This window comes from Chryseobacterium limigenitum (assembly GCF_900114875.1).
Lineage (GTDB): Bacteria > Bacteroidota > Bacteroidia > Flavobacteriales > Weeksellaceae > Chryseobacterium > Chryseobacterium limigenitum.
In genome coordinates this window covers 131836-154345 of record NZ_FPKW01000008.1, presented here as the reverse complement: position 1 = coordinate 154345, position 22510 = coordinate 131836, and the positions used below count along the sequence as shown (strand labels likewise).

The following is a 22510-nucleotide window of genomic DNA, read 5'->3' as shown; positions in this document are numbered from 1 at the left end:
CATAAATTCTTTTATTATTCTTTACCAAACAGGCTGCTTAAAATCTCAGCCTGATTTTCTAATTTCCATTTTTCCAGCCACATAGCTTGTGCATAAAGTTTTGCCCATTGAGAAAGTTTCAGCTCCTCGGGATCCATATGAAAATTGGATCGTATAAGAGCATCCCCTTTCCAGCGTTCGTATTCACTTTGCTCGCCATTTAGCGAGCTTATAAGTTTTTTACTGAAACACTAAAAGAATTCATATGATTGGCTACACACTCCACCGCTTTCAACTGAAGAAAGTCTCTTTGTTTGATCGCGTCATCTGCAGCAACAATACAATTGTCGAAAAGAGCTTTTGTTCCTTTGATTTCGTTATTTTTTGCGATAGCACCGGTTGCTTCCAGTGTTTTGAAATCCGGCTCTTTGAAAATAGCCTTGTATTCGTTATCGCCTTGTTTCACTGTTCCCTCAATTAAAAGCCCGTGTTGGGCTTTTAATTCGGTAATTTGAGCTTCTGTAAGCCCGCAAATTAATTTTTCTGTACTCATTTTTTATAAAGATTTATCTACGATGTGAGAGATTAAAAGTTCTAATTCTACTTCTTTGCTCATGTCTCCTTCTTTCCAGTCAAAAGCTGTTTTTTTGAACTCTGCATTTTTTAATAAGTGAGTTACAACAGGTCCTGATTCCGGCTGATAGCTTACCACAACACTAAATGGTGCAATTCTGTGAAGCTGTCCTTTGGGAGCTTTAGATTTCAGGGCAAAAAGTGTCCCCGAAAGTAATGTGATAGATGCTGTAGCTTTTACCCTTCCGTAGCCTCTGCTTACGGGGTTTCTGCCTGCACCATAAATGTTTTCTTTTTCTTGTTCCTCTTCATATTTTACAGCTCTGATACCCGTTACCGGCACTCCGCCGATATTTACCACGATATCACTCCAGCCATATTCTCTTCCGTTGATTAATGGTTCTAATTCTAATGCCATTTTTAGTTAGTTGTTAATGTTAAACCTATTTTTACAGTAATTTCTCTTAGCGTTCCTACGGGAACAATTTTTAATACCACCTCAAGTTTTGAATCTCTTAAGATCTGTTGTGCAGGGTTGATGTACACTTTATACCCGCTGATTTCTCCGTCTCTCACCATTTGGTCAAGAACATCATCGCACAATGCTTCTAGTGCAGATACAGATGAGTTTTCCAAAAACCCGGTATCCGGATCGATGTATACAGGTGAAGAAATTTTTGGTGTTAAAACTCTATTGATTTCTCTGATAGCCTTATCAACAGTTGTGTTGTTTTCGATATAGGCAAAATCATCATCTTTTGTAGTTGCCGTAAAGCTGTCATTGAAATAAGATCCCGCCTGACCTGCATATTTGATTCCGAAAATGTACCCTTTATCATTCATTGCCTGAATCTGCTGAGGCGTATAAGAGCTTAATAAAGATCCGTCACAGAATCCTAAAACGTCCATCTCTCTTGCCAATTCATTATTATTAGCCAATAATTTTGAGTACGCTGCAGAAACCAAATTTTGCTTTTCTACCCAAGCAATAGATTCATGTACTTTTGCTTTTGAGCTAGCTCCCAATACGGCTCCGATTGCACTTAAAGAAGGGTTTGCCCCTGATAAGAAACGTCCTAATCCTCCCATATCCTGACCTAATACTACACTTACATTTTCAGCATTCAGTGTATGTAAAGATGGTAATGCTGACATATCCTGAGCCGTAACTTTCACAGACAAGAAAGTACTTAAAGGAATATTCAGCGTTCGTAGATCTTTTGCAACCTGATTAAGAGTACCTACCGCTGCAGAAAGTGTTGAAGCTGCTCTTTTAAAGTCACATACAGCAACTCTTCTCAGTTTACCTTCGGCAAAATTTTGTAACTGTTTTACTTCTGAGTACGTTCCATCGGAAGTCGCTACTCCTTTTACATATAATTTTGCTCCTGGGTTGATCCTGAAAAATTCATTGATCTGATAAAAGGTAACCGGCATTTCTTCAACCGTAATTCCTTTTTCGGCCAGTTCTTCAACTGATAGTATTAATTGGCTTTCTAGAGCCCCTTCGCCGATAACTACTAATCCTGAAATGTGATCTTCACCAGATAATAATCTGTTTAGACCTCCATTTTCTCTTACAAATTTTACTCCGTTCATTTACTTTGTTTTTACGAGTTTTTTAAAATTATTTTTTACAGAATTGTGCAACTTATTTTGAGTTGCGTTTTGAAATTTGAGCATTTTTAAAAATTTAAATTTTGATAATTATCTCTTGTTTTCTGAGGCAAAGTTGCGACGTTAAAACTTCATATGGAAAGAGTTGTCAGATTTGCAGACACATCTGTAAGACGGTCTTACGTAGCTGTACGATTCTCATATTCAATATTTTATCCCGAATCAAATTAGCAGAGCTTTGCATCATTCAAAACAATACATATATATTATGAAGACAATTTTAGAGAGTATTCATACTCGCCTTTCCACCATCACGGAATTCAATTATATCGGAGAAGATTGGGGACAATTAAATACAGATCCCGAAGTGGCCATGACTTGGCCTTGCTGCCTATTTAATCTATCAAGAGGATCTTATAATGATCTCGGTAGAGACCAGACAAAAATACCTAGAAACAGGCAGACCGGAATGTTTAGACTGAAACTCAACATCGCAAATCCAAGACTGGATGTGACCGCTGAAAACTGGAAAGAGCATGATTTTATGGAAAAAGTACATACTTTATTACACGGTTATTCCCCTGCTGAAAATTGTTCCGTTCTTAAAAGGAAGAATTATAAACGTTTAAAACGCACGAATGGAATGATTGTGTATAAAGTAATTTATACTTTTGAAGTGACTAATGTTTAATTAATCAGGAAAAAGAATGAGGAGCGTTTGTTTTTTCAAGCTCCTCTTCTATTGGAGTATTTAGAATACGATACAATGTGTCTCTGCTTATGTGAAACTTCGGATAGATAAACTCCCTCCAGATAACGGTAATGGGAGTATATCTGCAGTCATGCTTGTTAAATTCATCCATCACCTGCTGATATCGAAGTAATTTATTTCTCTGCGCTCCCAAAGATTGTTTTGTGCCTTTCATACTTATTTTTTTTGATAACTAGGTTTTTAGTTTATACGAATTAATGATTCAGGTATTCCTGTATTTGAGTGGTTAATCTCGGATGATTTTTAATATATTGTGAAGCAAGCAACCAATTTTCGGTTTTAGGATCATAATATTCTAAGTTGTTATTTTGATTGTACCTCATCTTTGGAGAATACCATTCGGTTTTTTTTACAAATTTTAAAAGTTTTGTAGCTTTCTCTGTTACTAAAGTTTTCCCTTGCATATAGGTATGTAACGATACCCTGTCGTACCAGCTCAAGACATTATAAATGCTGTCTAAAGCGAGGGTAGAATTTTCATAATTAATGATTTCCATTTTGTTTTAAAATTCAGATTAATATTGTGTTGGTAGGTAATTTGTGAGGTGCTTTGTTTATTTTTTAATAGGAATTTTCAGAATTATGTTAATGTCTGTTTTCATCTATTTCTGTGTATAAGACCTCGTGTTTTTCTTGAAGCAAAGATGAATATGGAAAGCGTCAAAACTTGACGCTTTTAAAAAATTTTCAACATTAATTTTAAAAATATAGTTAAATTTTATATAAAACACTGGTCATCAATTAATTTATATAAGCAAAAATATGTTTTGATTTTACGTAGCTATGAAATACTACTTCTAAGTGTATAAAAATGCAATTAAACCAAATTGCTTTCATAAAGTTTCACCTTGTAAAAAAGCAAAATTTTAATATTATTATAAACTTATTAAAAAAATAATCACATAATATCACCATTTGATGAAAAATATATTAATTTTAGACTCGTTAAACAAAATCAAAAATAATTATGAAAAAACAAATTTTATCGCTGGTACTATGCGGATTTTGTATGCTTTCTTGTTCAACTGAAAGTATGGCAGTAAACAATGTAGAAAGTATGAAGTCTGATGAAATGGGAAACTTCGACAAAGCCATGAAAAGCCTTATGAACCCGGAAAATCTGTCTACTCCAGAGGAGAAAGCCCAAAATGGCAATTCTACAGAACTTAATGACAGAAGTAAAGAGATCCTTTATTTAGCTTCAAAAAAATTAATCTCCGCAAACGGAATTTCTGAACAGGAACTCGCTTCAAGAACTTCCAACAGCAGAGAACAAGCAATTTCATTAGCAAAAAAAATATACTTCGAAAAGTATAATGACATTCAGAAAAAAAATAAATCTGAAAATTAATCTATCAACCACATTAAGCGTTTTACATTAATTCAGAAAGTAAAACGTCAATAATTATTAAATTTATTTACATGAAAAAACTAATATATCTTATCGCAGTATTCTTAGGCTTTACAAGTTTTGCGCAAGGTCCTTTGCATATTTATAACTACTCCAGTTATGATATTGAAGGTAGATTATTTGCCAATTCTCTTACGAACTGTACTCCTGAAGTATTTACTTTTTATAAAGTTCCGGCAGGAACCCTGGTGGATATAAAATCATTTAATCTTAGTAACTTAGCTAATCCACCAATCAATTCATGGGCATTTCGAACGTCTACTCCCGTAATAAATGTACCCGTGCCTTCAGGCTTATTAATAACTATGGGCAATCTTACACGTTGGCATTTTTACTGGTTTAAAACCAAATTTGCAGGAACTTCACTCGATACCGGCGATCCTGATTTTAATATGGGAGACCAACATTTTTGTGGCGACACAACTTCTCAGGATTATATACACGGTGTAGTTACAGAAGCTAAATGGTATTACGACTCCACAACAAATGAAACGACCCTCATTGTAAAAGATATTTAACATTAATTTATATAAAAAAAGGTTACTCGATTGAGTAGCCTTTTCTTTTTAAAACCAATTCAATGAAATAATATTTATAAAAAACACGTCAAGTTTTGTCGCACCTCAAGCCTACTTTTGTTTTTCAAAACCACAAAATTTATATTATGGATAAAGTGACTTTACAGAGAATAGAAAAACTTCACCCCGCCGTTCGGGAGGAAGTGAAGCAAATCATTAAAGATTGCGATGAAGCCCTTACCGGAAGAGCAAAAATAAGAATCACACAAGGATTAAGAAGCTTTGAAGAACAGGAAAAACTATACGCCATCGGAAGAATTACGAGCGGAAAAAAAGTAACCAACGCCAAAGCCGGACAAAGTATTCACAATTATGGTCTTGCTGTTGATATTTGCTTAATGATCGACGGAAAAACAGCAAGCTGGGACACGGTAAAAGACTGGGACAACGACAAGGTTGCCGATTGGTACGAGTGTGTGAAAATTTTCGCCAAATACGGCTGGGATTGGGGCGGAAACTGGAAAACCTTCAAAGACCTTCCCCACTTCGAAAAAAAGAATATTCCAACCAAAAAAGGAATGATAAAAACGAGCTGGAGAACACTTGCTAAAATGCCTCGCGACAAATCAAATTATATCATCTTTTAACTCTCTTTTATTTGAAATTAATTTTTAATACGACACGTTCTGTCGCCACCTCCTCCTACCTTTACTTTACAAGAAAAACATTAAAAGCAATGGTATTTTAATGCTAAAAACCAACAGTTAATTATAAAAAACTGTTGGTTTCGTTATCTAAAATTGTTAATAAATGTAAAAAACCAACCAAAAACATCATGAAAAAGACAACAATTCTTTCTTTGGACGGAGGCGGAATAAGAGGCATTATCACCTGTATTATTCTACGCTACATAGAGGAGCAGCTTCAGTATTATGATAAGCCAAGCGCAAAACTTGGAGACTATTTTGACCTTGTTGCAGGAAGCAGTACGGGAGGGCTTATTGCGTCTATTATTCTATGCCCCGATGAACACCGAAAAGCAAAATATTCCATCCAAAAAGGACTGGAATTATACGCTGAAAAAGGTGGCGACATATTCCAGGTTTCTTTTTGGGAGAAATTGATCAATCCATTCGGTTTGCTTAATGAAAAGATCTCTCAGGAAGCGCTTGAAAAAAACCTGAACGATTTTTTTGGACATCTTGAGCTAAAAGAATTAATAAAACCCTGCTTAATAACAAGTTATGACATCGAAAACAGAAGAGCTAAACTTTTCAATTCCTGGGAAGCCAAAATCAGCACAGATAATTTTTATGTAAAAGATGTTTGCAGAGCAACTTCAGCAGCGCCGACTTATTTTAGTCCGGTTCAGATAAAATCGATGTATGGGCAGATTTTCAGCTTAATTGATGGCGGAATGTTTGCCAATAATCCGGCTCTTTGCGCTTATGCCGAAGCGAGAAAAATTCCGTTTGCTGAAGTTTTAAAAAATCATCAGAAAGCAAATCATCCGATGGTAAACGATATGATTGTTGTATCGATCGGAACAGGAATTGAAGCAAAAACTTATTCTTTCAAAAAGCTTGAAAAGGCCGGAAAAATAGGCTGGGTAAATCCAATTATTGATATTTTAATGTCCGCCAATGCAGAAACTGTTGATTATCAGCTTTGTCAAATGTTTCAAACTTTAGGTTTAAGAAATCAGAAAAATTATTATCGTTTAAATCCATCCTTAAAAAATGCTTCTCCCGGAATGGATAACGTAAGAAGATCCAATATCGAAAATCTGATCCAGGCCGGACTGAGCTATATTGATGATAATCGAGAAACCCTGAACCAAATTGTTCAGAAACTAATCAGAAATAAAATATAAGCTTTTTTACTTATAACACACCATTATAAGCTTTTTAAATTATATTTGATTTTTAAATTAAAATGAATAACAAAATGAAAGCAACATTCACATCTCTTTTTATGAGTACATTATTTTTCATTTTTGGTTATGTCATTTTATATTTTTTATTTGATTTTTTAAATCCTTCAATTACAGAAGACGGTCACAAATATATGCCAATCGGGAATGTCTTATATTCAGGGATAATTGCACTTTTTACGTCAATTCTCTTTTTCATTCTGATCAGAAAATATCTAAAAAGAAAATCATAAATTTTTCTAAAATATTTTAAACACGTCAAGTTTTGTCGCTTTTGAGGGCTACTTTTGAAGTATCAACAAAGACACAAAACATAATCATTTAAAAACTTTTAAACGCCTTTGAATTCAACATTTATAAATGCTGGACAGCCAGAACTCTATTCAAATTTTAACCAAATTACCAAAACACAAGACATGGAAGCACCCAATCACAATCCAGATATAACCTTTGATGAAGAGCTCTACACCGTAGAATGGAGCGACATCGAAAACGCAGAGATAGACTATGAAAACTATCTCGATGATATTGAAAATTTTTTCAGAGAAGATTTCGAAAATGACACTTTAGAAGAAGAAATTTATTAATAAAAATTTTAAACACGTCAAGTTCTGTCGCTTTACAACACTACTTTTGAAGTAACAATAAAACACAGACAAACAATCATTTAAAGTTCACAAAACACCTTTGAATTCACCATTCACAAAATGCTGAACAGCCAGAACTGTGTTTAAAAAATCCCGATCAACTAAAAATTACAATAAAGATGAAAAATTAAAAATCCGTGTGGGAAATTTCGCCGGAAACCACTTAAAAAATTAGGCACAATCTGAAGTAACTCTAATAAAAAGAGCCTTCGAATCTTAACTTTTTTAAATTAATTAAAACCAAACTTACAGAATGGCCAATAACGAAAACCCTACTGGATTACCAGTAGAAAACACACCTACACAAACATTATTTCGATTTGTGAGCTTAAGAAGTCCCCAACTTTCAGACGAAAAAGGACAGGACAAAAGATTTGTACTTATTCCTGAAGAGCTAAAAGATGACACCAAATTCTACAAACCCGTCACAGAAGGAACCGGAACCAAAAGAAAACTCTTACAGGAACGCGCAACCGCTTACGAACCTACAGCAGAGTGTATTTCTAAGGACAAACCAACCAATAACTTAGATTCATTTAAAAGATCTTATAAAGTTATCTATGATTTTGCATCATGGCTTGCCAGAAATAAAAGTACATGCACCTATCAGGAATTTGTAAGCAAAAGAGACGAAGTACTTGCCACTCAATACACCGTTCCAAGTGATGTTGTATTATGGAACAACCTTATTTATCAGGTTGTTACTCAAAAGGATTTCTACATTAAAGAAGTTATAATGCAAATGATCCTGGCACTGCATACGCTTCGAAATCCTTCAAATACTGAAGATGAAACAAAAATCCTGTTAAATGCAAGAGTTGTACTTCCTAAAGAATTAATGTTGGATGAAGAAACACTTCCCGTTTCTCAGTCAGTTTCAAAAATGGCTTCAAACGAGCCTAAAGAAAGCTATCCCAGTGAGGAAATGAGACAGCAACAAGAAATCTCTTCTGCAAAAATGAAACTGAGCAGAATTGAAGGTTTAAAGAAAAACCTATCTGCTGTAGAAAAAAAGTACAATAAAGAATATCAGGCAGAATATCAGTCTCAGGATGAAGCATATCAGAGACAAATTGCTCCGATTATCACCGCCTACAACGAAGCCGTTGAAGCCGCCAGGGAGGAATATTGCGGAGTAAGACCTCCAGGAACAGAGTATGATCCAAAAGATCCATGCCAACAACCTAAAACAGTTCCCTACCCTACACTTCCTAAATTTGATTTTACTTTCAGAGACGAAGTAAGCGCAGAAAACCTTGTCACATCTTTAAAACCAGAGAACGTTGAAACTCTTCTCGATGTTTTAGGACATAAATTTGACCCACAAAATATTTCAGGACGCGCTGCCGGAGATGATACGAGCGATCTAGACAATCTATTGGAGGGCAAAAACACATTTTTAGAATTAACATCAGTAATTAATGAAAATGTAGAAAAGCTAAATAATGTTATTGTTGAAAACACACAAGCTAATGAAGAAAGCTATACGAGTATTGGAGGAATAATTATACCTACAGCAAAAACTCTAACCTTTCCGTTTATTTATCAGATCTGTACGAGACCGCTCTACAAATCATATGTCCTTGATTTATCATTAACTGTTCCGGATGCATCTTGGGATATTAGCTACGTTTCGTATGCTTTAACACCAAATAATACAAATACAGAGATTTTTGGAGATTATTATGTAAAATCCAAAACAGGCAATACGATCTTTTTAAAAGATATGTATAATCAGGGCTTAGATTTTAGTACTATTCAGGATTCTGCGATTCGAATTAAAGTTGCCTTTACAAATGGTCAGGTTACGGAGTTTGGCACAGGAGGATTAAGTCCTAGATATTGTGTATCTGGAGATTTTGCCCTTCAAGTTGACGAAAATGAAAACCCTGAAATCATTGATGATGAAAAAGATTTCATCCCATCAGGATTTGGCTTCAAAAATATTGGTGTTGCCGATTATTTAAAAGTAGAACAAAGCACTCATGCCTATGTTGAAGGTGAAGTAGCTCACATCGAAAACGTGATGGCCAGAGAGTATCGCGAAAAATCTACACGAAGATTAAGAAGAAGCGAAAATACTTCAACCACATCTTCTGATACTGAAAGAGAGCAAATTAATGATACCACGACCGCCAATCGTTTTGAAATGCAGAGCGAGATTTCAAAAATGATGCAGGAAGCAACAGATATTGGCATAAGTGGTCATTTTGATGCATCTTGGAAAACTCCGGGCGGAAATGCTAACTTTAGTACCGGAATCGCGGCAAATTATGCAAACCATAAATCTAAAGAAGAAAGTACAAGACAGGCAACAACACAAGCTCAGGATATTACATCAAGAGCTATGGATAGGATTGTCAATAAAGTACACGAAGAAAGAATTGAGAAAATCATTGAAGAATTTGAAGAAACAAACTCTCATGGTTTAGACAACAGAAAAGGCGACAAACATGTAGTCGGAGTTTACAGATGGGTTGATAAATTGATGAAAAATCAGATTTACAACTATGGTAAAAGAATGATGTTTGAATTTATGATTCCTGAGCCTGCTAAATTGCATCTTCTAGGAATGGCTATAGATAAAAGTGCCAATCAAACTTCTTTGGTAAAGCCTGAAGACCCAAGAACTTCTTCAGCTATGCCAATGAAAGATTATTCTTATTTAAGTAATGAAGCTGTATTAAAATACTGGATCAGTAAATATAATGTCGAAATTGATAATAAGCCGGAAGAAACCAAAACAGTAGGAGTTGCATTTGCTACAAATAACAATTCTAAAGAGGGTGGATTCACAAAATCAACGGTAGAAAAAGTACAAATCCCTGAAGGATACTACACTACAAATTCACAGATAAATATAGGATATGAAGCTGAATTTGGTCCAGAAAATAATTTGGGACAAGGATGGCAAGCTATTACAGTGGCTAATAATAAACAAGTAGCTAACGAATTAGGCGTTATAAAGCCTATGCCTAATTATACACAAGAAGTGCCTGTTTCGTATTTTAGTGTTGCTCAACATGGTCAGGTTTCAGCTGTCATCATCTATTTGGCAATATTACCTGAATATAAAAATGCATGGTTAAGAAAAACCTTCAACGCAATCATTACTGCCTATGAAGAAGCATTAGTAGAATACAATAATAAACTTTCCGAAGAACAAAACAAAGCTGTAGTAATCAAAGATTCAAACCCTAATTTCTACAGACAGATTGAAAACACAGTATTACGTAAAAACTGTATTTCTTATATGGCAGATAGAGCTGTTGGTTCTACTCATGGATATGGTTTAACAGGATTAACTCAAGGAAGTACGTTTACAGATTATGAAACGAACTTAACTTCTAAATTAGATAAATACACCGCTTTTGTGAAATTCATGGAACAGGCGTTTGAATGGGAAAACCTTTCTTATTATCTGTACCCATATTATTGGGGAAATAAACAAAACTGGACAGATCTATATCAAGCTGAAAATACAGATCCTTTATTCAGAGCTTTTCTACAAAGTGGTATGGCAAGAGTGGTAGCAACCGTTCGCCCGGGCTTTGAAGATGTCGTACAATTCTATCTGGCAACAGGTAAAATCTGGAACGGCGGTGAAGTTCCTGTAATTGGTGATGAACTGTATCTATCTATTGTTGATGAAATGAAAGAACCAAAAGGTATTAAACAAGGAAAAGCATGGTTAACAAGACTTCCAACTACTTTAAATATTCTTCAGGCAGAAAGTATCGGATTAAAAGTGGCTCACGCACTACCATTTACAACAGAAAACCCTGATGATTTTGAAGTTCCTTCTGAAGTTATTACTAAAGATAAATTCAATTTCGAGAAGAATGAAAACCTTCTTGGAATTCAAGACAATACAACAGAAAAAATCATTACAGGAGACTGGCTTTAAATCAATTATTAACTAAAAAAATCACAAAAAATGTCCAATATAGGAAAAATTATAAGGGTAAATGCATTACCTCCTGTTGAATCAAGAGAAACTAATGTAATTTACCAAGTAGCTGCACCAGGTGCAGCTACTTACACAGACTATGCGATTGATGCCAATGGAGATTTAAAAACCCATGCTGTAGTTGATGGAACAATTCCTTTAGAACTGGCAGACAGCCATATAAGCATTACCAATCAGGAGCTTATTGCGGAAGGAATTGCGAGTCAGGCTCAATACAATGTCGATACAAGAGAAAAATTAGAACAAAAACTAGAGATTCCTACAACGGAAGGAAATGCTCAGGATTATCCAAAAATCATCGGACTGGATGACAATGGAAATATTGCCAAATTACCGGCCGGAGATCTCGGGAAAAATATGATGAATGCAGATTTATCAAACAGTTCTGCAAGAAGCCATACGCTTCATGCTCCTTTTTCAATCAATACATTAGGAAATCCATATACAGTGACCGGACTGCCTAATAAAAACTCTGATACAGCTAATTTCAATAAGGTCGTGGTACAGAATATAAATGGCGTAAATGCAGTTATAGACAGCAGAAACATGATGGTAGGAATCCCCAATCAAATGACAGAAGCAGAAAGAACAGCATGGAAAACAGCCATGAATGGAGGTTGGACTACGAACACGATGAGCGTAGCCAACGTATTTCCTAACATTGTAAAATCCGTGAATTATGGAGTTTTCGTAACAATTAACGGTGCCAATCTTAACATCAATCCAAGTTCTTCCGTAATCAGCCTTGTGAATAACGTATCAGGAGTTGAAAAGGTGATTCCCAACTCGCAAATTACCTATGGTGATGCCAATTTGATTTCTATCTGGTTTAAGCCAAACACTTTTACAGATGGCGAATATAGAATTAAAATATTTAATGGTGTTGCAATCACCCAAACTAGCGGACTTAATAATATAATAATTACAAGCAATGCTAATTCTATTGATATTAATGCACTTACATGGAACAAAATCGCCCATACTCAATCAGAGGCAGACAATGTAATGCAGATTAATGGAGCTACGCTGGATTTTGCAACAAATGCGGCCAACAAACCTTTAGCAACAGATTTTTCAGTTGTAGGTTCTGTAAAATCAAACCAAATCTTTGCCGGAGCAGATAATTTCTCTTTAAAAGGCTATATGATCTTAACCGGAAATATAGATCTATATGGAGGAGCATTAATAGGATTGATGAATGCTAACAATAATAATAGTTTAACTATTGATGCTTTAGTTTCTTTGAAAATTACAATTGAAGGTAATAACTGGGCAGATGTTAGAAAATCAATCAATGAGCAATCATCCGTACCGATCTATAGCATTCCTAGCTTTAATCAAATTCGTATAGATTTTGTCATTTCAAAAAGAGATAATATGGTTAGCATGAGTTTAAGTCATAATACGGCTTTTAATAATGCCACCCAAATATTTCAATCTGTACAAAAAATCATTCCAGAAGATATTCCTTTATCTATTGGATTAAAAGGACTTAATGCTAACAGCTCTTCCGTTAAAGTAAAAACAGTATTGGAGGAAGCCTATAAATTTTAAAATATTTACCTATATAACATTTCTGTGTTATTCTCTTTAATTAAAATCACCAAAATTCAAAACAATGAATGAACAAATAGTAATACCTACAGAGGTACAGCAACTATTAAATGAAATCAATTCTGTAACAGTAAATTTAGCAGAAATTCAGATATCAGAACATCCGTTACTTCCTTCTTTCAATCGTTTTATTACGATTAATAAAATGGTAATAGATACGGACCTTCCAAGAACATATCTTTTTTACAAACAAGTTTTAAGAGATAAAATAACGAACGAGATCGAACCCTCTCAATTACCCACTCCGGAATGGTTAATCGGAGAAAAAGAATGGTCGAGCTTAAGAGATCAGAATTTCGAAAGAATTCTCGTTCCTGTCGTCGACACTGAAAATCAAGAACCCATTTTAGATAGCGACGGCAATCCTAAAACATCAATCGTAAAGGTAAACACCCATCATTATATGCTTTGGTTACTTAAAAACGATAAAGTAAGCTTTTTGGATCTTTTAAAATCATACCTGCAGGAGTTTATTGAAGTCAATAAAAATGAACTCGACAGGCTGTCTTAATCCGACAAACAATTCATATTAATAAATGGCAGAGCCTAAAAACTCTGCCTTTTATCTAACACCAAAAAATCACACAATGAGTTTAGAAATATTAAATAATCCTCTTCTTGGAAATTCTTTTAGTAAAGTTTTAAAGGGAAATGACCCAGACTCTAAATTATCAGATAAAAACAAATATGCATTAGAGTCTCCTTTTGGAAAAGAAAGTTTTTTTTATAAAGCAGAAGAGGGATCATTCAGAAGTTTTTTAGAAAAAAAGGGCAAATACATCGCTGTCAAAAAAAACTTTAATGATGTAGATCTGGAAAAAATTAAATTTACTGAAGTCTATGATAAAATTAACATTAAATATCAATAATCATGGATAAAATGTGCGGAGTCAAACGAACAAAAATAATAGAAACAACATATACTTCCTGGCAGAATTTGATAAATTACAGCTATAATGAGCTTAAAAATACTCTAAATAATTCCTATTGGTTTCTGGAAGGAGAGGGTGCTAATTTAATGACTTTTCATTTATTTTCTAATCCTGATAAAAAAGAAGTAGAATTTGTAGTATGCAATCTTGGAAGCGATATTTTCGATTGCTTAAAACTTAACAACGAAAATTTAATTTCTACAGGAGGATATGTAATAAAAGATAAGGCAGGAAAAGAAATTATAAATCCTGTTTTAGATGTCTTTAAACAAGATTTAGCTAATAGCATCTCGGAAATTTATCTCAGTAAAGGTGATTTTAATCGATATGGTTTGTCAAAAGCTAAAATAATCAATGCCATTGATAAAGAAATTTTCACAGAATATAATTACCAAAAAGTTGTAGGTTTCCTTTTTGATGAAATGGGAGCCCCGTTAAAATTCTTTATAGATCAGTTTCGTAATGAATTTAAAGATATTGAAGAATACAGACTTTCTGAAAAATCTTATTTACCGGATGTCAATGGATTTGATCCCATTTTAAACGGAGCATTACTTAAAGCTATCGGTGTAAAAACTACAATCCCTATAGAAAAATATACCTATTCAAAAGAAGATCTGGAATATTACCAAATAAAAGAAAAACAAGTAGATTGGGTATATGCCATAAATGCCGAATTCTGTGGTTTCTGGAATGCGTTAGTAGATACAGCAGATGGGCTTGCAATGCTTTTACCCAGTATGTATCAAATACTTTCAGACAGAGCCACATTTAAACAATTTTTTAGAGTTATCGTAGATTTTCTTATGATGACACCTCAAGAAGTTGGAGATATGCTTAGCGAATATGACTTTGAAAAAAGCAAAGGCTCTATCTATCGGCTTTCTTATCAACAGTGTTACGAGATAAGCATGATACTTTCTCTCTTTTTGCCCTCTCCTAAAATAGGAAAAGCAGGAAAAGCGCCAGAAGCAATTGGAGAGATATCCGCTTGGCTTGCAAATTTTTCTACGAAGAATGAGTTGGTTCTATTAGCTTACAAAATGGGATTACGCGTAGAAAGAACAGCCGGAGAATGGCAGCTTGTTTTTGGAAAGTATAAGCTTCTAAAAGGATCAAAAGAAAAAGTTCTGAAAATGGTCGAAGACATTGGTGAAATGTCTAAATTTGAAGGTAATCAAAATCTTTCCAACCTAGAAAAACAACTGAATGAAGCAGTAGTTGAGGAAAATGGAACTACCAGAAAGCTTACAAAAATGGAGAATGAGGAACTTCTTGATGAGCTGCTAGCGGAGGAAAAATTTAGAAGCTTAAATATTGGTGATGATATTGATGATATTGTAGATGTAACTAAAGTTCCTAAAATTGCAGAAAAAATTAGAAATACAACTCTATTAAAGAATTTTGATATTTTTGTTATAGACAGAGATAATCATGTTTATTCCGAATTATTTTCAAAATGGCAAAAATCCCCTCAAATAGAAGGCGTTTTTTTTCCAAAATCAGGGACTTATGCAAGGTATAGTGTTGATGTTAAAGGCCCTAAAGTATATATTTTTACAGGACATACGTCTGAAGGATATATGGTTGTAAAAGGACATACTTTACAACATGAAATATTCCATGTTGAAATGCATGCAAAATTAATAGAACAATTAGGTCTAGAAAAATATCAAAAATTAATTGATAAAATACCCACTCATATCAAAGAAGAATATGTTGTACATCGATTTTTGAAAACCAAATCTAAAGCTATGAATAACCTTGAAATACAAGAGGAAATTAAATTAATTAACGACAGATATCGACCAAAATCTGGATTAGATACCCCTACAACAAAAGAATACCTTGAAAAAGAGTGGAATCTTAAGAATGAATTAAAAAAAATAAAAATATATTATTAGTATGAAAGCAACCAAAGAACAAATCATTGAAATAGGATGTAAAATTGTGAAGGATATTTATAAAGACGAATATCTTGAAAACACAATTGTTGTTAAGCAACGAAAAGTAAATCTCTATTTTCCAAATAATTCTTCTGAATACTATGAACATGATGGGTGGCTTTTTATGGTAGATAGTACACATAGCTATGGGGATATGAATGATTCTCACTTAATTGATATATTAGATACGGGAGAGCCTGTAAATCTATCCATCGCATCTGGAGATGGTGGAAACTCGTCTTCAAAAGCTATCATTAAATCTTTAACAGGAAAATATATTGTCATAGATAGAGAAGATTATTTTAAACACCATAATTTTGATTTTACTAAAAAAGAGTTTGTAAAAAGGAAGTTTTAATATTTAAATTGTGCTGTGTGTAGAGATCTTCTGATAACCTTATATTAAAAAAATTATGTTAACAGTCCAAGAAATGCTAGCCATAGCAGAACGCTATTTAAAAAGGAAAGGAGAATTTGGAGGATCGGATATTGAAGTCGTAATATTGACAGAAGAGACTATCAAAAAGCCGTATGGTAACATCTATGATTATCAATCCAAAGAATATATATTAACCGGAGACTTTAACAAATCTCTAACGGGACACGCTCCTTTTTAGTAGAAAAAAATCTGGAAGAGTAGTTCGTTTTGGCACTCTTGGTAGCTTAGAAAGCTATATACAAGACTATGAAAATGGAACATTAGGAACAACCTTAACTCGTTATTGGTATCCTGATGAAGACAGATTTGATTATAAATAATACCTATAAAATCTTTAATAAAATACAGCAGTAATTTTAACTGCTGTATTTATTATTTCTAATTGCTTAGGTATATAAAAAATCACAAAAATTGAAAAAAAATATGTTATTTATTATACTTCCATTTATTTTACTTGGAACTTCAAGTTTATATTATTCTTTGTTTTATAATAAAAAGGTTAAAAAAAATATATTCTGGTTAATATTATTATTCTTTTTATTGAGTATTATTCTTAGTATTATTCTTAGTTCTTCGGATAGAAGTGATTTTGGACATTTTCTCTATAATTTATTTTTTATCTATATAGTATTACTTTTCCATTCTTTGCTACTTCTATGTATACATTTAATTATCACAAATAAAAAATTGGGATTTATAACTGGAAAAACGCCATATTTTATTGCTTTTTCTTTCCCCCGCTCCGCAAAGTCTCCCGACTTTGCGATTTTTAATTTAATAATTTTGATAAACAAAAAATCAAAGGAGGATATATGGGAAATATAACAACTATCATTGAAGGATCTATAAAAACCTCAAAGTCGGGAGACTTTGCGGAGCGGGGCGGACCTAAACAATGGGAATTTATTGATGGATGGGATGAGAGTACTTTTAAGAACTTCATTGAATTAATAGACGAACAACAGATATTTTAAATAATTATAATATATGGAATACAAAGTAATATATCGAGATGAATACTATAATCAACATTATCCTAAAATAGTTTGTAATGTTAATATTTTACATCCTTTGGAGATAAGTTGGCATTATGAAAATAAAATATTTAGCTTATTTTCTTCGCCTGAGGATTATATTGGTAATGCATACGTATCGGATAATTTTTTATTAGTTCGTTATACTGATCATTCAAGCAGCCCTCATTTCGCTAACAATCTGATTGTTTATAATTTGAATAAAGAAATAATTCATATTATTCCATCTCCGAAACCTAAAAAATGGTCAAATAGTAGTTCGATATACTCTTTAGGAGATAAAAAAATTATTGATGGAAAAGAGCATATTGCTGTTTCAATTTTTAAAGCTGATTATAATGATAATCGCAGCGGACAAGAAGAGATACATTATCTAAATTTAGAAAATTTCGAATATCATCCTTCATATTTTGAAAATTATTATGATTCTGGAAGATAATTAAAGACTTCAAAACTTATCCACAAAAATAAAACACGACACCGCTCCGCAAAGTCTCCTGACTTTGCGGTTTTTAATTCTGTTACTTTATTGAAAAGATAAATAGATCACCACTTTACATAGTCTTCTGATTTTAATCAAGGAAAACAATTTCTTTATATTTGAAAAAATGAAATAAGACTATATTATCAAAGGTGGAAAAACAAACCTTATAACTAGTACTACTATTGTAAAGAAAATTCGTGACAACAATTATGATTGAAGCACAAAAGCCTCAAAGTCAAGAGACTTTGCGGAGCCGGGGGTAGTCATCAATATGAATTCATTAATGCTTGGGATAGTGATTTTGTAAATTTAATTGATAAAATAGATGAAAAAATATTAAAATGAAAATATTATTTAATGTAAAATATAGCTCAACTTGGGATAATGAAAATAGTCCTTTGCAACTATTTGAAGGAAATATTGATCGACCTTTATATGTGAAATGGAACTATGAAGATACTGATTATGAAATTATTGGCAATGAAGATGATTTTATTTCCAATGTTTTTCTTTTCCAAGAATTTATAATAGTTTGCTATTCAAAAAAGTCAAAAGTACATGCTTTCCCTAACAATGTTGTTGTATATAATTTCAGGAAAGAAATAATTAAAATCGTACTTCCTCCAAAACCTATTAATTGGAACAAGATTTCTCCAATTTATTCAATAGGTGAAATAAAAGAAATTGATGGAGAAAATTATCTAGCTACATATATAGATACAGATAATGATTTCAGCAAAGAAAAAGGAGTAATAGGTTTTATAGAAATAAGATGGTTAAATTTAAAAACCTTTGAATATCACCCTACGGAACATTCTTTTATAAAAGATTATGGGAGATAAATCAAGACTGTCCTTTTGGGCAGTCTTTTTTTTAATAATTATACAATAAAATATTTATGGAAAAATTGGCAATTTTAGAAGGGTGATTGATGAAGTGTTTGAAGCAATACAAAATACGATTTTCCAGATTTGATGATTATTATGAATTTAATGGAAAATATTATTTGCAAATACTGATTTCAATGGAAAATACTAACAATTCCTTTGATGCTTATACACAAATGAGATATTTGGATCCTGAAGAAGGAACTTTTCTTTCTTTCACAAAACAAATATCAAGATTAGTTCCCAATCATTTTTCTTACAATGAGCAAGTGATAAACTTATAATTTTTCCCACAAAAAAATAAAACACGACATCTTTTGTCGCATTAACCCCATATATTTGTCTTATAAAATTCATTCATGAAAAAAGACTTTTACCTGACAAGATATGCCTTAATTATAAAAAGATTAGAAAGTTCTCCGGCGACGTATTCGCAGCTGGAGGACTATCTTTTAAACTCTTTTGAATTTCAGGATGCGGATATTAAGAGCTACTCTATCCGTACCTTGCAAAGGGATATTCGTGAGATTTCAGATCTTTTTAATCTTTCCATTCATAACAAAAAGAAGGGTGACAATCGATATTATATCGAGAGCCGACCGATCATGGAAGTGGATGAATACAACCAAAAACTCTTAGAATCTTTTCAGGTAAGTAACGCGCTGAATCTTCATCCGGATTTCTCCAATTTCATCTTTTTTGAGTCCAGAAAACCGACCGGAGTAGAACATTTTTATGATCTTTTCTTCGCCATTCGTAATAAAAGAGTCGTGACTTTTGAGCATTACAACTACAAAAACAAACTGATGACTTCCCGAAAAGTTCATCCTTTGGCGTTGAAAGAATCCAAAGACAGATGGTATCTTATTGCGATCGACACCAAAGATAAAGCATTGAAATCTTTCGGTTTAGATAGAATTAATTATCTTGATGTTGATAAAAATAAATTCAGGGAAAAATATAATTATAATTTCAGGGAACATTTTAAAAATGCTTTCGGAGTGATGAATTTAACGGAACAAAATCCTCAGAAAATTGTTCTTAAATGCACCAAACATCAGGGAGAATATATTAAAAGTTTTCCACTTCATCAGTCGCAACAAGAGACAAAAGCAACTCTTGAAGAAACCTTTTTTGAGTTTTTCTTACACCCAACCTATGACTTTATGCAGGAAATCCTGTCTTACGGAAAAGAAGTTACTGTTTTGGAACCTAAAACCTTAGTTGATGACATCCGCAATCATTTGCAGGAGTCTTTAAACAGATACTCCGAGCTCTAAAAATATTTATTATTTTTTATCTTTTTTTGATTATTTTTACATAAATATATCAATTTGAAAGCATTATTTCTTTACCTGTTTTGCCTCATTTCTTCCTTTTGTTTTTCGCAACAGACGGAGGATTTTAAAATAGTGAAGAATTATTACAACAATCACCGAAGCATGCTGGGCACCGAGTTTAAGAAAAAATTCGATGCTGAAACCAACACGTTTAACAAGTCTGCCATAAAAAATGACTTCCGCTTTTTCATGAAAAAGATGGACAGCATTGAAAATGTAGCACTGATCGGAGCTTTATTAAAAGTAAAAAACATTGAAGATCTCGCCAGAATTCAAAAGAAAAATACCAATCCTCAAGATCCTTCCGAACTCAAAGCAACGACAGATAAAACGGCAGTTTATCCCGGCGGAGTTGATGCTTTAAGAAAGGAAGTTGTCGATCTTTTTTATTCAGAAGGCGTTCATTCGGATTTTAAAATCATCAAAACCAATGTTGCTTTTATTGTGGAAAAAGACGGAAGTATTAGCAATGTTCAGGCTCAGGGTGATAATTTCACTTTCAACAGACAGGCCGAGATCGCCTTATATTCTGTTTCTTCTAAATTTTCTCCGGCAACAATTAATGGTGATGCCGTAAGGTTTCGTTTTAAACTTCCTCTAACTTTGAATATCGAATAATTAATGTTTACCGACGAATATTACATGAAAATGGCTTTTCAGGAAGCTGAGATTGCATTGGAAAAAGATGAGGTTCCTATCGGATGTGTCATAGTTTCAAACAATCGTGTGATTGCGAGGGCTCACAACCTCACCGAAACATTGAATGACGTTACGGCTCATGCCGAAATGCAGGCCATAACCTCAGCAGCGAACTTTCTTGGCGGAAAATATTTAAAAAACTGTACACTTTATGTGACGTTGGAACCTTGCGTAATGTGTTCGGGAGCCCTTTCCTGGTCGCAGATCTCAAAAGTTGTAATTGGAGCCCGAGATGAACAAAGAGGATTTATCAATAAACATCTTTCTCTTCATCCAAAAACAGAAATGGTTGTTGGAGTTATGGAAAATGAGTGTTCTTCTATCGTTAAAGAATTTTTTAAATCTAAACGTTAAACTTTATTTCTAAAAACAGAATACAGTGGAATATCAAAATATTCTCCGTTTTTCTTTAAATGCTGTTTCAACAGAGCTTCTTTCTCCATTCCTATTTTTTCCAATACCTTTCCTGATGCGGGATTGTGTAGAAAATGGGTAGCATAGATCTTATTTAAATTCAACTCATTAAATCCAAAATCTATAATTGCTTTTGCGGCTTCGGTGACGTAGCCTTTATTCCAAAACGAAGCTCCAAGCCAATACCCTAATTCTGCTTTATCGTCTCCCCTGTCGTGAAGTCCGATTGCTCCAATAATTTTACCATCTTGATTTCGGATCGCGAAAGTAAATCCTGAGCCGTTTTCGAAGGCTTGTTGAGCATTTTTTAACCAAAATTTAGCATCATCTACTGTATATGGAGAAGGGATATTTGAGGTAAGATCAGAAAAAATTTTCGATTGGAGATATTCAACCACCAAAGGAAGATCTTCCTCTTTCAATTGAGAGAGAATCAATCGTTCTGTTTCTATTCTTGGAAATTCTTTCATTATAAATCTTTTCCTAAAAAGTATAATCCTTTCAGGGTATGAAGTCGGTCCGTGATATGTATTTTATCTGTCAAAGGCTTGTAAACGTGCGAAACGCCACCGGTTGCGATCACAAAACAATCGTCATTCACCTCATCATTAATTCGGTCAATAAAACCTTCTACCATTCCTAAAAACCCGTAAACCATCCCGCTTTGCATACAGGTTACAGTATCCAATCCTAAAACGGTTTTTGGCTTCTTTAATTCGATCTCAGGAAGCTGAGCCGTTTGGCTGATTAAAGAATTCAATGCTGTAATAATTCCCGGAGCGATAATTACGCCCAAAGTTTCACCTATTTCCGTAACGCAACTTGCCGTAAGAGCTGTACCGAAGTCTATGATGATTTTCTTTCTGTCCGGATACAAATTGTGAGCAGCAACAAGATTGGCATAAATATCCGTTCCCATCTGCTTAGATTTTGCCTGAACGCCTGAAGGAGTACTTCTGTCAACAATCACAGGAGCGATCCCATGGATCTTTTTTATCGCAGAACTTATCACTTTAGTAAGCTGAGGAACAACCGATCCTATAATGACTTTAGTGATGTCTTTTGGCTCCACTTTATAGGTCTGATACAGCATCAACATCTGAGCATAAAGCTCGTCTGCCGTTCTGTAAGGTTTTGTATTGATCACCCACGAAATATCACAGTTGTCATCATCAAAAAGACCAAATCTGATATTGCTGTTTCCTACGTTGATTACGATTGAATTCATTTATTTAAAAATAATTTCAAATTTATAAAAAATAAAAGGAGTATTTTCCAACACTCCTTTATAATATTACATT

General features: G+C 33.5%; 28 protein-coding genes. 20 read left to right on the top strand and 8 right to left on the bottom strand.

The features are described from left to right. Positions 1 to 14: 14 nt before the first annotated feature. The 4 genes from BT156_RS22480 to BT156_RS11890 all read right to left on the bottom strand — a co-directional run bounded on the left by BT156_RS22480 (position 15) and on the right by BT156_RS11890 (position 2151). Positions 15 to 137 (bottom strand): hypothetical protein, encoded by a 123-nt coding sequence (locus tag BT156_RS22480; RefSeq protein WP_262484307.1) that lies wholly within the window; start codon positions 135 to 137, stop codon positions 15 to 17. Positions 138 to 208: 71 nt separating this feature from the next. Further along, positions 209 to 532, bottom strand: a complete 324-nt coding sequence (locus BT156_RS11900) for a hypothetical protein (RefSeq protein WP_072410345.1) — start codon at positions 530 to 532, stop codon at positions 209 to 211. A gap of 3 nt (positions 533 to 535) precedes the next feature. Further along, a complete protein-coding gene (locus BT156_RS11895; RefSeq protein ID WP_072410343.1) occupies positions 536 to 970 on the bottom strand; it encodes a hypothetical protein in 435 nt (144 codons plus the stop codon). Between the two features lie 2 nt (positions 971 to 972). Next, the gene (locus BT156_RS11890) at positions 973 to 2151 is read right to left on the bottom strand and encodes a DUF2586 family protein (RefSeq protein ID WP_072410341.1); all 1179 of its coding nucleotides are present in this window, start codon (positions 2149 to 2151) and stop codon (positions 973 to 975) included. Between the two features lie 286 nt (positions 2152 to 2437). Between BT156_RS11890 and BT156_RS11885 the strand changes: the two genes are divergently transcribed. Continuing rightward, positions 2438 to 2860: a hypothetical protein gene (locus BT156_RS11885; protein WP_072410339.1), complete on the top strand. Its 423-nt coding sequence runs from the start codon at positions 2438 to 2440 to the stop codon at positions 2858 to 2860. 4 nt (positions 2861 to 2864) lie between these two features. Here BT156_RS11885 and BT156_RS11880 read toward each other — a convergent pair whose 3' ends face one another. Both BT156_RS11880 and BT156_RS11875 read right to left on the bottom strand, forming a co-directional pair. Then, positions 2865 to 3095: a hypothetical protein gene (locus BT156_RS11880; protein WP_072410337.1), complete on the bottom strand. Its 231-nt coding sequence runs from the start codon at positions 3093 to 3095 to the stop codon at positions 2865 to 2867. Positions 3096 to 3135: 40 nt separating this feature from the next. Beyond that, on the bottom strand, positions 3136 to 3438 hold the full coding sequence (locus tag BT156_RS11875; protein ID WP_072410335.1) for a hypothetical protein: 303 nt from the start codon (positions 3436 to 3438) through the stop codon (positions 3136 to 3138). A 470-nt stretch (positions 3439 to 3908) separates the two neighbouring features. On the opposite strand from BT156_RS11875, the gene BT156_RS11870 reads away from it, so the two are divergent. From BT156_RS11870 to BT156_RS11785, 19 genes are all read left to right on the top strand, one after another. Then, positions 3909 to 4292 (top strand): hypothetical protein, encoded by a 384-nt coding sequence (locus BT156_RS11870; RefSeq protein WP_139255457.1) that lies wholly within the window; start codon positions 3909 to 3911, stop codon positions 4290 to 4292. A 71-nt stretch (positions 4293 to 4363) separates the two neighbouring features. Next, positions 4364 to 4870 (top strand): hypothetical protein, encoded by a 507-nt coding sequence (locus BT156_RS11865; RefSeq protein ID WP_072410331.1) that lies wholly within the window; start codon positions 4364 to 4366, stop codon positions 4868 to 4870. Positions 4871 to 5016: 146 nt separating this feature from the next. After that, positions 5017 to 5517, top strand: coding sequence for a M15 family metallopeptidase (locus tag BT156_RS11860; RefSeq protein WP_072410329.1), 501 nt, complete (start codon positions 5017 to 5019; stop codon positions 5515 to 5517). Between the two features lie 188 nt (positions 5518 to 5705). Continuing rightward, on the top strand, positions 5706 to 6743 hold the full coding sequence (locus BT156_RS11855) for a patatin-like phospholipase family protein (RefSeq protein WP_072410327.1): 1038 nt from the start codon (positions 5706 to 5708) through the stop codon (positions 6741 to 6743). 476 nt (positions 6744 to 7219) lie between these two features. Next, positions 7220 to 7390, top strand: a complete 171-nt coding sequence (locus BT156_RS22085; protein ID WP_170857301.1) for a hypothetical protein — start codon at positions 7220 to 7222, stop codon at positions 7388 to 7390. Between the two features lie 313 nt (positions 7391 to 7703). Further along, the gene (locus BT156_RS22300) at positions 7704 to 11357 is read left to right on the top strand and encodes a hypothetical protein (RefSeq protein WP_185116584.1); all 3654 of its coding nucleotides are present in this window, start codon (positions 7704 to 7706) and stop codon (positions 11355 to 11357) included. A 30-nt stretch (positions 11358 to 11387) separates the two neighbouring features. Beyond that, the gene (locus BT156_RS11835; protein ID WP_072410322.1) at positions 11388 to 12974 is read left to right on the top strand and encodes a hypothetical protein; all 1587 of its coding nucleotides are present in this window, start codon (positions 11388 to 11390) and stop codon (positions 12972 to 12974) included. Positions 12975 to 13038: 64 nt separating this feature from the next. Next, positions 13039 to 13545 carry a hypothetical protein gene (locus BT156_RS11830; RefSeq protein WP_072410320.1) on the top strand — a complete coding sequence of 169 codons (507 nt, stop codon included), beginning with the start codon at positions 13039 to 13041 and terminating at the stop codon, positions 13543 to 13545. 25 nt (positions 13546 to 13570) lie between these two features. Further along, entirely contained in the window at positions 13571 to 13903 is a 333-nt protein-coding gene (locus tag BT156_RS11825; RefSeq protein ID WP_139255456.1) for a hypothetical protein, read from the top strand. A gap of 149 nt (positions 13904 to 14052) precedes the next feature. Beyond that, a complete protein-coding gene (locus BT156_RS11820) occupies positions 14053 to 15870 on the top strand; it encodes a hypothetical protein (protein WP_139255455.1) in 1818 nt (605 codons plus the stop codon). A gap of 1 nt (position 15871) precedes the next feature. Continuing rightward, entirely contained in the window at positions 15872 to 16270 is a 399-nt protein-coding gene (locus BT156_RS11815; protein WP_072410314.1) for a hypothetical protein, read from the top strand. A gap of 55 nt (positions 16271 to 16325) precedes the next feature. Beyond that, positions 16326 to 16529 carry a hypothetical protein gene (locus tag BT156_RS22355; RefSeq protein WP_228430109.1) on the top strand — a complete coding sequence of 68 codons (204 nt, stop codon included), beginning with the start codon at positions 16326 to 16328 and terminating at the stop codon, positions 16527 to 16529. 634 nt (positions 16530 to 17163) lie between these two features. After that, positions 17164 to 17325: a hypothetical protein gene (locus BT156_RS22080; protein ID WP_170857300.1), complete on the top strand. Its 162-nt coding sequence runs from the start codon at positions 17164 to 17166 to the stop codon at positions 17323 to 17325. 13 nt (positions 17326 to 17338) lie between these two features. Next, the gene (locus BT156_RS11805; protein WP_072410312.1) at positions 17339 to 17824 is read left to right on the top strand and encodes a hypothetical protein; all 486 of its coding nucleotides are present in this window, start codon (positions 17339 to 17341) and stop codon (positions 17822 to 17824) included. Positions 17825 to 18210: 386 nt separating this feature from the next. Beyond that, on the top strand, positions 18211 to 18711 hold the full coding sequence (locus BT156_RS11800) for a hypothetical protein (RefSeq protein ID WP_072410310.1): 501 nt from the start codon (positions 18211 to 18213) through the stop codon (positions 18709 to 18711). 182 nt (positions 18712 to 18893) lie between these two features. After that, positions 18894 to 19040 carry a hypothetical protein gene (locus tag BT156_RS22075; RefSeq protein WP_170857299.1) on the top strand — a complete coding sequence of 49 codons (147 nt, stop codon included), beginning with the start codon at positions 18894 to 18896 and terminating at the stop codon, positions 19038 to 19040. Positions 19041 to 19115: 75 nt separating this feature from the next. Continuing rightward, a complete protein-coding gene (locus BT156_RS11795; RefSeq protein ID WP_072410308.1) occupies positions 19116 to 20036 on the top strand; it encodes a helix-turn-helix transcriptional regulator in 921 nt (306 codons plus the stop codon). Between the two features lie 132 nt (positions 20037 to 20168). Continuing rightward, positions 20169 to 20714, top strand: a complete 546-nt coding sequence (locus tag BT156_RS11790; RefSeq protein WP_228430106.1) for an energy transducer TonB — start codon at positions 20169 to 20171, stop codon at positions 20712 to 20714. A 3-nt stretch (positions 20715 to 20717) separates the two neighbouring features. Then, positions 20718 to 21149, top strand: a complete 432-nt coding sequence (locus BT156_RS11785; RefSeq protein WP_066753674.1) for a nucleoside deaminase — start codon at positions 20718 to 20720, stop codon at positions 21147 to 21149. Here BT156_RS11785 and BT156_RS11780 read toward each other — a convergent pair. Next, a complete protein-coding gene (locus BT156_RS11780; RefSeq protein WP_072410305.1) occupies positions 21146 to 21679 on the bottom strand; it encodes a GNAT family N-acetyltransferase in 534 nt (177 codons plus the stop codon). The two genes, BT156_RS11785 and BT156_RS11780, sit on opposite strands and share 4 nt — an antisense overlap. After that, entirely contained in the window at positions 21679 to 22437 is a 759-nt protein-coding gene (locus BT156_RS11775; protein WP_072410304.1) for a type III pantothenate kinase, read from the bottom strand. Before BT156_RS11775 ends, BT156_RS11780 begins: the two co-directional genes overlap by 1 nt. Positions 22438 to 22510 lie beyond the last annotated feature (73 nt).